Annotated in this window: 7 protein-coding genes; 5 read left to right on the top strand and 2 right to left on the bottom strand. The window is 69.8% G+C overall.

Going from position 1 to position 13,131, the window contains the following annotated elements; genetic code table 11:
* Positions 1 to 31 precede the first annotated feature (31 nt).
* From BCR55_RS25520 to BCR55_RS25540, 5 genes are all read left to right on the top strand, one after another.
* Positions 32 to 973, top strand: coding sequence for an alpha-E domain-containing protein (locus BCR55_RS25520; protein WP_006396908.1), 942 nt, complete (start codon positions 32 to 34; stop codon positions 971 to 973).
* A gap of 8 nt (positions 974 to 981) precedes the next feature.
* The gene (locus tag BCR55_RS25525) at positions 982 to 1,965 is read left to right on the top strand and encodes a transglutaminase family protein (protein ID WP_065496455.1); all 984 of its coding nucleotides are present in this window, start codon (positions 982 to 984) and stop codon (positions 1,963 to 1,965) included.
* 87 nt (positions 1,966 to 2,052) lie between these two features.
* Positions 2,053 to 5,484 carry a DUF2126 domain-containing protein gene (locus BCR55_RS25530; RefSeq protein ID WP_065496457.1) on the top strand — a complete coding sequence of 1,144 codons (3,432 nt, stop codon included), beginning with the start codon at positions 2,053 to 2,055 and terminating at the stop codon, positions 5,482 to 5,484.
* A 187-nt stretch (positions 5,485 to 5,671) separates the two neighbouring features.
* Positions 5,672 to 8,278, top strand: coding sequence for a circularly permuted type 2 ATP-grasp protein (locus BCR55_RS25535; protein WP_006403408.1), 2,607 nt, complete (start codon positions 5,672 to 5,674; stop codon positions 8,276 to 8,278).
* On the top strand, positions 8,272 to 9,291 hold the full coding sequence (locus tag BCR55_RS25540) for a transglutaminase family protein (protein WP_059940505.1): 1,020 nt from the start codon (positions 8,272 to 8,274) through the stop codon (positions 9,289 to 9,291). Before BCR55_RS25535 ends, BCR55_RS25540 begins: the two co-directional genes overlap by 7 nt.
* Before the next feature lie 405 nt (positions 9,292 to 9,696).
* Here the strand turns inward: BCR55_RS25540 and BCR55_RS25545 are convergent, their stop codons facing one another.
* Both BCR55_RS25545 and BCR55_RS25550 read right to left on the bottom strand, forming a co-directional pair.
* Positions 9,697 to 12,180: a xanthine dehydrogenase family protein molybdopterin-binding subunit gene (locus BCR55_RS25545; protein ID WP_006403410.1), complete on the bottom strand. Its 2,484-nt coding sequence runs from the start codon at positions 12,178 to 12,180 to the stop codon at positions 9,697 to 9,699.
* Between the two features lie 21 nt (positions 12,181 to 12,201).
* A complete protein-coding gene (locus BCR55_RS25550) occupies positions 12,202 to 12,660 on the bottom strand; it encodes a (2Fe-2S)-binding protein (protein ID WP_006403411.1) in 459 nt (152 codons plus the stop codon).
* Positions 12,661 to 13,131: the final 471 nt, after the last annotated feature.

Genomic DNA, 13,131 nt, shown 5'->3' on the forward strand with positions numbered 1-13,131 from the left:
GCGAATCGAACGAACACGGAGTGGACACGAGATGCTTCTGGGACGGACTGCGAGCGGCCTCTACTGGATGTACCGCTATATCGAGCGCGCGGAGAACATCGCGCGCATCGTCGATGCCGGGCTGAGGATGGCACTCACGCGCACGTCGGACGCGCCGGCCGAATGGTCGTCGGTGCTCGTCAGCTCGGGCGCCGACCACGGCTACCGGCAGAAATACGACGCGTATGCGGCCGATACGGTGACCGACTATCTGCTGCGCGACCGCGACAACCCGTCGAGCGTGCTGTCGTGCATCGACGCCGCGCGCTCGAACGCGCGGATGGTGCGCACGGCGCTCACGCGCGAGGCGTGGGAGAGCGTGAACGGCGCGTGGCTCGCGCTGCGGCGTGCCTTCGCGCAGCCGGTGCCGGAAAGCGCGCTGCCGGCGGTGCTCGACGAGGTGAAGCGCGAAACCGCGATGATCCTCGGCAGCTTCTACAGCACGATGCTGCGCAACGAGATCTTCGACTTCGCGCAGATCGGCGCGTTCGTCGAGCGCGCGGACAACACCGCGCGGATCCTCGACGTCAAGTACCACCTGCTGCTGCCGTCGGTGTCGCACGTCGGCACGATTCTCGACAACTACCAATGGGAGACGATCCTGCGCTGCGTGGCCGCGCACCGGTCGTACCGCTGGGTGTACGACGTGCAGTACAAGCCGGTGAACATCGCCGACTACCTGATCCTGAACGGCCGCATGCCGCGTTCGCTGCGCTATTGCTACGGGCGCGTCGTGTCGAGCCTGAACCTGCTCGCGAAGGATTACGGCGTCACGCATCCGTGTCACGACACGGCGGCGAAGATTCTGCAGATGTTGTCCGACACGTCGGTCGAGCGGATCTTCAAGAGCGGGCTGCACGAATTCCTGACCGATTTCATCGGCCGCAACAACAACCTCGGCGTCGACATCGCCGAGGCATACAACTTCGACTGAGGCTTGCCATGCGACTCGCGATCCGACACATCTCGCGTTACCAGTTCGACGAGCGGGCGACGCACGCGCTGCAGCGCCTGCGGCTGCGCCCGCAATCGGGGCCCGGCCAGACGGTGCGCGCCTGGCAGGTCACGATCGACGGCGCCGAGCCGACGCTGTCCTACGCCGACGGCCTCGGCAACCGCATCGATCTCGTGCGGCACGATCGCGGCGCGAAACCGGAGATCGTCGTCGTCGCGGCCGGCGTCGTCGAGACGCAGGACCGGGCCGGCATCGTCGGCGATCCCGACGGCTATGCGCCGCCGTGGCTGTTCGAGCGCGACACCGTGCTGACGAAAGCGGGCGACGTCGTGCGCGCGCTGGCCGGCGCGCTGCCGCTCGAGCCGCGCAGCCTCGACGCACTGCACTGGTTGATGACCGCGGTGCACGAGCGCATCGCCTATGCGCCGGACGGCACCGACACGCCCGTCGATGCGGAGACCGCGCTGCAAAGCGGCGAAGGGACGAGCCGCGACCATGCGCATGCGTTCATCGCGGCCGCGCGCGCGCTGAAGATCCCGGCGCGCTTCGTCTCCGGCTATGTGCTGGCCGACGGCGCGATGCAGCGCGTCGCCGACGCGAAGCAGAACGCCGGCGGCGAACGCGAAAAGGCGCTCGCGCTGCAGATCGGCGACGGCATGCAGCAGGTGCTCGGCGCATCGCATGCCGGCCAGTCGCAGTCGCAAGGGCCGGCGCATGCGAAGGCGGCGCTCGATGCGCGGCCGCAGCCCGTCGCGCTGATGCAACCGCCGGCCGGTCACGCGTGGGCCGAGGCGCATGTCGACGGGCTCGGCTGGGTCGGCTTCGATCCGTTCATGAACCGTTGCCCGGACGAGCGCTACGTGCGCATCGCGGTCGGGCTCGACTGCCGCGATGCGCAGCCGGTGACCGGCATCGGCGCGATCGCCGTGGGCGTCGACATCAGCGTCGCGCAGTCTCCGGAACTTGTCTGACGCACCCGCGCGTCGCCACCGCCGTGCCGCGCGCGACGCGTCGAGGCGGCGCGACGCCGGCCCGACCCAACCCCGATCCGAGCTCCCATGCCCATCCACGTCGCGCTGCACCACGCCACCCGCTATCGCTACGACCGGCTCGTCAATCTCGGCCCGCAGATCGTGCGGCTGCGTCCCGCGCCGCACTGCCGGACGCCGATCGTCGCGTATTCGATGACGGTCGAGCCCGCCCGGCACTTCATCAACTGGCAGCAGGACCCGTTCTCGAACCATCTTGCGCGGCTCGTGTTTCCCGAACGCACCGACCATTTCGACATCACGATCGATCTGGTCGCCGAGATGTCGGTGTACAACCCGTTCGACTTCTTCCTCGAAAGCAGCGCGGAGCAGTATCCGTTCAGCTATGACGAGGCGCTGAAGATCGAACTCGCGCCGTATCTCGCCTGCGATCCGCAGACGAGTGCCGCGCCGGCGTTCCGCGCGTATCTCGACGGCGTCGATCGCACGCCGGCCGGCACCGTGAATTTCCTGGTCGCGCTGAATCAGCGACTGCAGCGCGACATCCGCTATCTCGTGCGGATGGAGCCCGGCGTGCAGACGCCCGCGCAGACGCTCGAGCTCGGCTCGGGATCGTGCCGCGACAGCGGCTGGCTGCTCGTGCAGCTGTGCCGGCATCTCGGCATCGCCGCGCGCTTCGTGTCCGGCTATCTGATCCAGCTTGCGCCCGACCAGAAGTCGCTCGACGGCCCGAGCGGCACGTCGGTCGATTTCACCGACCTGCATGCGTGGTGCGAGGTCTATCTGCCGGGCGCCGGCTGGATCGGCTTCGATCCGACGTCGGGCCTGCTCGCCGGCGAAGGGCACATTCCGCTTGCCTGCACGCCGCAGCCGACGAGCGCGGCGCCGGTCGACGGGCTGATCGACGAATGCGAGGTCGCGTTCGAGCACGAGATGACCGTCACGCGCGTCTACGAATCGCCGCGCGTGACGAAGCCGTATTCCGACGCGCAGTGGCAGGCGGTGCGTGCGCTCGGCACGCAGGTCGACGGCGCGCTCGCGGCCGGCGACGTGCGGCTCACGCAGGGCGGCGAGCCGACCTTCGTGTCGATCGACGACCGCGACGGCGCCGAATGGAACACCGACGCGCTGGGTCCGACCAAGCGCGGCTATGCGACGGCGCTCGTGCAGCGGCTGCGCGCCGAATACGGCCGCGGCGGCTTTCTGCATGTCGGGCAGGGCAAGTGGTATCCGGGCGAACAGCTGCCGCGCTGGGCGATGTCGATCTTCTGGCGCGCGGACGGCGAGCCCGTGTGGGACGACCCGTCGCTGTTCGCGGACGAACGCGAGCCGTCCGCGCTGGGCACTGCCGACGCGAAGCGCTTCATCGATGCGCTCGCCGCACGGCTCGGGCTGAGCGGCGAGTTCATCCGGCCCGGCTACGAAGACGTCTGGTATTACCTGTGGCGCGAACGCCGGCTGCCCGTCAACGTCGATCCGTTCGATTCGCGCGTCGACGACGAGCTCGAACGGGCGCGGCTGCGCAAGGTGTTCGATCAGCGGCTCGACAGCGTCGTCGGCTACGTGCTGCCGATCCGGCGCGTGGACGGCACGCCGCTGCTCGACGGCGCACGCTGGCAGACCGGCCCGTGGTTCTTCCGCGACGAGCGCATGTATCTGGTGCCGGGCGATTCGCCGATGGGCTATCGGCTGCCGCTCGATTCGCTGCCGTGGGTGGCGGCCGGCGACTATCCGCATCTGTACGAACGCGATCCGTTCGCGCCGACCGAGGCATTGCCCGATGCCGCCGCATTGCGCGCGCGCTATGGCGGCCCGGCCGCGTCGGCCGATGCGGGCGCCGCGCCGCGCTACGTGCCGGGCGTGCATCGCGAAGCGCAGGCGCAGACGGTGATGCAGTGGCGCGACGACGGCAAGCGCGACGACACACAGGGCGCACAGGACGCGCGCGCATCGCGCTATCCCGAACGCTTCGAATCGGCCGCGTGGGTCACGCGTACTGCGCTTTGCGCGCAGGTGCGCGACGGCATCCTGTATCTGTTCATGCCGCCGCTCGCCGCGCTCGACGACTACCTGCACCTGCTCGCAGCGATCGAGGCGACCGCGCAGGCGCTCGGCGTCAAGCTCGTGCTCGAAGGCTATCCGCCGCCGCGCGACGCGCGGCTGAAGATGCTGCAGGTGACGCCCGATCCCGGCGTGATCGAGGTGAACGTTCATCCGGCCGCGAATTTCGACGACCTCGTCGCGCAGACCGAATTTCTGTACGACGCCGCGTGGCAGTCGCGGCTTTCGAGCGAGAAATTCATGGTCGACGGCCGCCACGTCGGCACCGGCGGCGGCAACCATGTCGTGCTCGGCGGCGCGACGCCGGCCGACAGCCCGTTCCTGCGCCGCCCGGATCTGCTCGCGAGCCTGATCGCGTACTGGCTCAACCATCCGTCGTTGTCGTATCTGTTTTCGGGTCTTTTCATCGGGCCGACGAGCCAGGCGCCGCGCGTCGACGAAGCGCGCAACGATCAGCTCTACGAGCTCGACATCGCGTTCGCGGCGATCCGGCGTCACGTGCAGGGCGGCGAGCCGCCGCCGCCCTGGCTCGTCGATCGCGTGCTGCGCAACCTGCTGATCGACGTGACCGGCAACACGCACCGCAGCGAGTTCTGCATCGACAAGCTCTATTCGCCCGATTCGCCGACCGGCCGGCTCGGCCTGCTCGAACTGCGCGCGTTCGAGATGCCGCCGCATGCGCGGATGAGCATCGTGCAGCAACTGCTGCTGCGCGCACTGATCGCCCGCTTCTGGGCCGCGCCGTATACGACGCCGCTCACGCGCTGGGGCACCGCGCTGCACGATCGCTTCATGCTGCCCGCCTTCGTGAAGATGGACTTCGACGACGTGCTGAACGAACTGCGCGACAGCGGCTTCGCATTCGACGCCGCGTGGTTCGCGCCGCACTTCGAATTCCGCTTCCCGCTGTTCGGCCAGATCGCGGTGAACGGGATGCAGCTGACGCTGCGCGGCGCGCTCGAGCCGTGGCACGTGATGGGCGAGGAGGGCGCGGTGGGCGGGACCGTCCGCTATGTCGATTCGTCGGTCGAGCGGCTCGAAGTGCGCGTGACGGGGCTGAACGACAACCGGCACGTCGTGACCGTCAACGGCCGCGCGCTGCCGCTGCAGCCGACCGGCACGGCCGGCGAATACGTCGCGGGCGTGCGCTACAAGGCGTGGTCGCCGCCGTCGGCGCTGCACCCGACGCTCGGCGTCGATGCGCCGCTGACGTTCGACGTCGTCGATACGTGGCTGCAGCGCTCGCTCGGCGGCTGCCGGTATCACGTCGCGCATCCGGGCGGGCGCAACTACGCGACGTTTCCGGTCAATGCGTACGAAGCCGAAAGCCGCCGGCTCGCGCGTTTCGTCGCGATGGGACACACGCCGGGGCGGATGGACGTCGCGGCGGCCGCGCCGAGCCGCGAATTCCCGTTCACGCTCGACTTGCGCCGGCCCTGAGCGGCCGATGAGGGGACCGACGACGATGCACGGCTTTCGACCTCGCGGCCCACGGGCCGCAGTGCTAGGATGCGGGCAGGCTGCGGCCACCCGCCGCTTGCCGATCCGGGCACGCACGCGCGCGCCTGCCCGCTGACGACGGAACGACACCGTGTCGCCCATTCACCCCGACGCTCTCGCCGACGCGATGCCCACGCTCTTCGATACCGGCGCACACCCGGATGCGGCCGAGCTGGCCGCCGCGCTCGCCGCGCCGGCCGCCGCCGGCCGCTACGACGAACTGCGCGGCAGCGTGGCGGGCCTCCATGCGCCCGCGCTCGCGCCGGCGTGGCGCAGCTTCTTCACCGCGATAGGCAGCGACGGCGTTGCCGATCTGGACCGCCGCGCGGACGCACTGCAGCGGCGCATGCGCGAGAACGGCCTGTTCTATCAGCTGCACGAACAGCGCGCCGGCGACGGCGCGGCCGGCCCGTGGTCGCTCGACCTGCTGCCGATGATCGTCACGCCCGAGGACTGGGTCGCGATCGAGCGCGGCGTGCTGCAGCGCGTGCGGCTGCTCAACGCGACGATGGCCGACCTCTACGGCCCGCAGACGATCCTCGCGCGCGGCCTGCTGCCGCCCGCGCTCGTCACCGGACATCCCGGCTATCTGCGCGCGATGCGTGGCGCGCGCGTGCCGGGCGATACCTGGCTGCACGTCGTCGCCTTCGATCTCGCGCGCGGGCCGGACGGCCAGTGGCGGATGGTCGCGCAGCACACGCAGGGCGCGGCCGGCCTCGGCTATCTGCTCGAAAACCGGTTGATCGTGTCGCGGCTCTTTCCGCGCGGCTTTCGCGGGCTGCGCGTGCAGCGGCTCGCCTCCGCGTACCGGTCGCTGCTGCAGAGCCTGCAGGCGCTCAGCCCGGCGCGGCGCAATTCGCGCATCGTCCTGCTGACGCCGGGGCCGCACAGCGCGACCTATTTCGAGCATGCGTACCTCGCGCGCTACCTCGGCCTCACGCTCGTCGAAGGCGGCGACCTCACCGCGCGCGACAACCGCGTGTTCCTGAAGACGCTGCGCGGGCTCGAGCCCGTGCACGGCATCCTGCGGCGCGTCGACGACGCGTGGCTCGATCCGCTCGAGCTGCGCCCCGATTCGCTGCTCGGCGTGCCGGGGCTGCTGCAGGCCGTGCGCGCGGGCAACGTGCTGCTGGCGAATGCGCCGGGGTCCGGCTTTCTCGAATCGCCGGGCATGCTCGGCTTCATGCCGCGTCTGGCGGAAGCCGTGCTTGGCGAGACGCTGACGCTGCCGGCCGTGCATTCGTGGTGGTGCGGCGAAGCGGCCGCGTGCGACGACGCGTTGCCGCAGCTCGCGCGCAGCATCGTACGGCCGCCGTATCCGGCCGACGGCGCGTCGGCCGGCGTGCAGGAACCGGTGATCGGCGCGCGGCTCACGCAGGCGCAGCTTGCCGAATGGCGCGCGCGGATTCTCGCGCGGCCCGAGCAGTACACGGTGCAGGCCGACTTGCCGCTGTCGCAGGCGCCGACGTGGCGCACGCACGGTGCGCCGGACGGCAACGGCAGCGCGCGCATCGTGCCGAAGCCGCTGCTGCTGCGCGTGTTCGCGCTCGCCGACGGCGCGCAGCGTTGGCGATTGCTGCCGGGCGGGCTGTCGCGCGTCGGCACGCGCGACGCGCTGTTCAATGCGCCGATGCCGCGCGGCGGCAGCACCGTCGATACGTGGGTGATGACCGAGGGCATCGTCGATTCGACGACGCTGCTGCAAACGCGTCTCGGCCCCGACGATCTCGTCGAACGGCCGCGCGCGATCGCGAGCCGGGCGGCCGAGAACCTGTTCTGGCTCGGCCGCTACACCGAACGCGCGACCAACCTGATGCGGCTCGCTCGCGCGGCGCTCGAGCGGCTGCGCGGCGAAGACGATGTCGAGAGCCCCGCGCACCTCGAGCTGATCGACGCGCTGTGCCGCGACACGGGGCTCGTCGCGGCCGATGCGCCGAATGCCGTCGATGCGCCGGGCGCGTTTCAGCACGCGCTCGCGACGTCGCTCACGCGCGGTGCAGATCGCACGTCGGGGATCGCCGCCTGCCTGTTCGGGATGCGCGGCGCGGCCGCCGCGATTCGCGAGCGGCTGTCGAGCGACCAGTGGCGGCTGATCGACGACGCGACGCAATTGTTCGCGGACAGCGCCGATCATCCGGAAGCCGAAGAGCAGATCGGCAACGAAGCGCTGCAGCTGCTCGAGCGCCTCGGCCTGCTGCTCGGCGCGATCACCGGCGCGCAGACCGACAACATGACGCGCGACGACGGCTGGCGGCTGCTGTCGATCGGCCGGCAGATCGACCGCCTCGACTTTCTGTGCAGTGTGCTGCGCTTCGCGTTCGACGGCGGCGCCGTGCATCGTCAGGACGGCTTCGAGCTCGTGCTCGAACTGTTCGACAGCACGATCACGTTCCGCTCGCGGTTCCAGCGCGGTTTCGACGTGGCGCCGCTGCTGTCGCTCGTCGTGCTCGACACCGACAACCCGCGTTCGCTCGGCTGGGTCGTGCAGGCGCTGCGCGGCCGGCTGACGAAGGTCGAGCGCAGCGAGGGCTATGCGTTGTCCGAACTGGCCGAAACGATTCCGGACGTCGCCGCATGGTCGCTGCACGAGCTCTGCGAGACCGGCGACGACGGCCGGCACGAGGCGCTGCTCGCCGCGCTCGACGCGACGGCGAAGGCCGTGTGGGAACTGTCGAACCGCATCGGCGAACGCTATTTCAGCCACGTGCGCGAGGCGGGCAGAGCGCTATGGTGACGTCGAAACACACAACGAAGACGCCGGCCGGAGCGGTCGACGCGACGCCGCCCGCCACGGCGGATGCCGCGCCGGGCCGGCTGCTGCGCGTCACGCACGATACCGAATACCGTTATGCGGCGCGCGTCGAATCGGCGCAGCATCAGGCGCGGCTGCAGCCGCTCGCGACGCCGCGCCAGCAGCTGCTGGCGTTCTCGCTCGACATCGAACCCGCGCCCGAATCGATCGGCACCGAGATCGATGCGTTCGGCAACGCGCGTGCGTCGTTTGCGCTGAATCAGCCGCACGACGCGCTGTTCGTGCGCAGCCGCAGCACCGTGCGCGTGAGCGCGCCGGCCTGGTCGAAGGGCGCGCGCGGGAAGCCGCCGCAGGCTATCGCGCATCCCGCCGCCGCGCATGCGACCGCCTGGGAAGCCGTGCGCGAGCGCCTGCAGTTTCGCGCGGGGCAGCCGTACGATGCGGCGAGCGAGTTCGTGTTCGCGTCACCGCACGTGCCGTGCGATCCGGCGCTCGCCGCGTATGCGGCCGCGAGCTTCACGCCCGGTCGGCCGCTCGTTCAGGCCGCATGGGATCTGATGCGGCGCATTCACGCCGACTTCGCGTACACGCCGAACAGCACCGACATCACGACGACCGCGCTCGATGCGCTGCGGCTGCGTAAAGGCGTGTGCCAGGATTTCGCGCACGTGATGATCGGCGCGCTGCGCTCGCTCGGGCTCGCCGCGCGCTACGTCAGCGGCTATCTGCTGACGCAGCCGCCGCCCGGCCAGCCGCGCCTGATCGGCGCGGACGCGTCGCATGCGTGGGCCGCCGTGTACGACCCGGCGTGGCCCGAAGACGGCGGCTGGCTGCAACTCGATCCGACCAACGATCGCGCGCCCGGCGACGACTACGTGATGCTGTCGATCGGCCGCGACTATGCGGACGTGGCGCCGCTGCGCGGCGTGATTCGCGGCGGCGGGGCGGGACAGGAGCTGAAGGTCGCCGTGACGGTCGAGCCGCTGGACGATTGAGCGTGTCGTGTCGATCGGCGCGGCGATGATGGCGTGGGGCGCGGCGTGGGCGGTGGAGCGAGGGCGCTAGCCGATAAGGCGCGGATTCTTTCGCACCGTTGCGCGTATGAGTTCCGCCACGCGTTCCGTTCGCGTTCGGTTCACGTTCCGGTCGCAAACGAATGAACGGGCGCCTGTTTTTCGTCGCGATGCCGGCGCGCCGGGCGCGGCATCGGTAGGTGAGCCAGCCTGCGTCGTGCCGTGTCGTCTCGTCTCGTCTCGTCTCGTCGACGTGCGTATCGACCGGCCCGAAGGGTACGCCACGATCGGCAAGGGCGGCGCACCGTCGCCGCTCGAGAACCTCGCGACGAACCTGCCGCGCCCGGTATGCGCCACCACCGGCAGGTCCGTCTCGCCGCTTGCCCGTTACGTGACCGTCCCCTTCTTCAGCGCATCGATACACGGAATCCCGGCACGCCGCTTGGGCCGCAGGAATTTCGGCACCGCGCTCGGCTGCCCGACACCGGCCTGGCTGTGATTGACCTTCGGCGTGAGCGCCGCCGACTTCGCCTTGCGCGGAAGCCGGCAGCCGCCGGCCGGCAGGTCGGCGTACGGATCGTCCTCAGCCGCGGCCGGCAGCGTCGGCGCCGTCGAGGCGACCAGCATCGGCGCGAACGGCAGCGCGCGCATCCGCTGGCCGGTCAGCGCGAACGCGCCGTTGGCGACCGCCGGCGCGATCGGCGGCACGCCGGCTTCGCTCAAGCCGGTCGGATGCGCGTCGGACGGCACGAAGAACACGTCGACCGGCGCCGCTTCCTGCATCCGCACCGGCGGGTAGTCGACGAAGCTGGCGTTGCGGACGGCGCCGTGGTCGACGTCGATCGCGAAACCGGGCTTCGTCGTCGCGAGGCCGAACAGCGCACCGCCCTGAATCTGCGCTTCCGCGCCGGTCGGATTCACGATGCGCCCGGCATACACGCCGGCCGTCACGCGATGCACGCGCGGCTGCTGCGCCTGAATCGACACCTCGGTCACGTAGGCGACGACCGTACCGGCCGTTTCGTGCATCGCGACGCCCCACGCATGCCCGGCCGGCAGCGTGCGCGTCCCGTAACCCGACTTGTCGACGGCGAGCGCGAGCGCCTCGCGATGGCGCGCATGCTCGGGACCGGACAGCCGCGCCATCCGGTACGCGACCGGGTCCTGATGCGCCGCGTGCGCGAGCTCGTCGACGAGCGTTTCCATCACGAAGGCCGTATGCGTATGGCCGCCCGAGCGCCAGGACTGGACCGGGACGTCGACGTCGGGCTGATGAACCGATAGCTGCATCGGGAAGCCGTACGGGTTGTTGGCGACGCCGTCGGTCAGATCGGGATCGGTGCCGCCTTTGCGCATCGTCGCGGGCGCGAGCGGCGAACCCTTCAGCACCGACTGGCCGACGACGACATGCTGCCAGTCGCGCACGCCGCCGCTGCCGTCGACGCCGATGTCGACGCGATGCAGCACCATCGGGCGGTAGTAGCCGCCGCGCAGGTCGTCCTCGCGCGTCCAGATCGTCTTGACGGGGCCGAGATGACCGGCCGCCAGATACGCGGCCGCTACGTGCGCCGCTTCGACCACGTAGTCGGAGGTCGGCGTCGAGCGCCGCCCGTAGTCGCCGCCCGACGTCAGCGTGAAGATCTGCACTTTCTCCGGGGCGACGGCGAGCGCCTTCGCCACCGCCGCGCGATCGGTCGTCTGCATCGCCGAGCCGCCCCAGATCTTGATTCCGCAAGCGCAGCTCGCCGGCCCGACGTCGACCGTGCAGCTGAGCGGTTCCATCGGCGCGTGGGCGAGATAGGGAAATTCGTAGTCGGTGCGGATGCGCGTCGCCGCGGCCGGCGCGGTGCCGGCATCGGCCGTGCGCACGACGGTGCCCGGCGTGCCGGCGAGCTGCTTGTAGGCCTGCATCTGTTCGGCGGACGACACGGTCGAGCCGGCGTCCTTCCACGTGACCTGCAGCGCATCGCGGCCGAGCTTGGCCGGCCAGTAGCCGTTCGCGATCACGGCGACGCCCGTGCCGCCGCGCGCGGTCGGAATCTCGACGACTTCGACGACGCCCTTGACGGCCCGGGCCGCCGCCGCGTTGTAGCTCGCGACCTGTCCGCCGAAACGCGGCGGACGCGCGACGACGGCCACCATCATGTCCGGCAGGCGCCAGTCCATTCCGTACTTCAGCGAGCCGTCGAGCATCGAACGCGCATCCACGCGCGGCGTCGGCTTGCCGATCAGGCGGAACTGGTCGGGCGACTTCAGCGTCACGTGCTGCGGCACCGGCATCGCCATTGCGTCCGGCGCCAGCTCGCCGTAGGTCGCGCGATGATTGCCCGACGTCACGACGCCGTTCGCGGTGCGGCAGGTGGCCGGATCGACGTTCCAGCGCTGCGCGGCCGCCGCGACCAGCATGGCGCGCGCGGACGCGCCGAGCTCGCGGTATTGCGTAAACGAATGGTTGACCGACGTCGAGCTGCCGGTCATCTGGATACCGGTCACCGGATCCTTGTACGGCTCGCCGGCCGGCGCGAGGACCGTGCGCACGTTGCGCCAGTCGGCGTCGAGCTCGTCGGCCAGCGCCATCGGCAGCGCGGTGCTGACGCCCTGGCCGGCCTCGGTCCGGTTCACGGCGACGGTCACCGTGTTGTCCGGCGCGATGATCAGGAATGCTTGCGGCGGCGAACTCCGCAGCACGGCGCCGGCTTCGGCGCGCGCGCGCAGCGGCGGGATGCCGAGCGCGAGACAGCCGCTCGCCGCCATCGTGAGTTTCAGGAAGCCGCGCCGGCCCGGCATCGGCGCCGCGGCGCCGATTTCGGGGGAAGCCTCGGCGTGGACGACGTCGCTATGCGCCGGACGCCCGGCAGTACCAATACGCATGATCGCTATCTCCCGGCAGGCTCAGGCGAGTGCCCGCGCCGCATCGTGAATCGCGGCGCGGATGCGCTGGTAGGTGGCGCAACGGCACAGATTGCCGGCCATCGCGCTGTCGATATCGGCATCGGTCGGCGCCTTGTTGCTGCGCAGCAGGCCGGCCGCACTCATCATCTGGCCGCTCTGACAGTAGCCGCACTGCGCGACGTCGTGCCGAAGCCACGCATCGAGGACGGCCTTGCCGACCGCATCGTCGGCCAGGTGCTCGGAGGTCGTGATGCGCGCGCTGCCCACCGACGACAGCGCGAGCGTGCAGCTGTGCACCGGCCGGCCGTCGACGTGCACGGTGCATGCGCCGCAGTCGCCCGTCCCGCAGCCGAACTTGGTGCCCGTCAGCCCGAGGTTGTCGCGCAGCACCCACAGCACGGGCGTCGACGGATCGGCGTCGACTTCCGCCCGCCGGTTATTGATGTTCAACGTCACCATCGTGAAATTCTCCCTTGGACACGTCGTTATCGTTCGCGAGACGAAAATCGTAATGCGTCGGATGTGATGTAAATCGATTAAAGCAGATTAACCAAAAAGCCGGCGTCCGGGAATTCGATTTTTTTGCCTTTTTTAACGATCGGTGGCGAATAGTTAACGCATGAAAGTTACAACGAGCATACAAGTTATTACATCGCACGGAAAGATTGTTGAGTTTTGACAAAATGTTTTCCAGTTCGTGGAAAACGTTTGCGACTCGGGCCTATATTTGACTCGCGATCAACACGGGAGGCGCGCGGATCAAGCGGCATTCATTAATGAATCGACATGCGGAACGGCTGAAGTTCGCTTGTTTCACTGCTGAACTCAGTGTTCGCTTACGGGCGGTAGCGCCCCGGCGCAGCGTCGATCCACGTTCGGATGCCGTTTGATTCGTATCGAGCGATGCACGAGGAGCGGACGAACGGGCGG

It is taken from the genome of Burkholderia sp. CCA53, assembly GCF_001685525.1.
Taxonomy (GTDB): Bacteria; Pseudomonadota; Gammaproteobacteria; order Burkholderiales; family Burkholderiaceae; genus Burkholderia; species Burkholderia multivorans.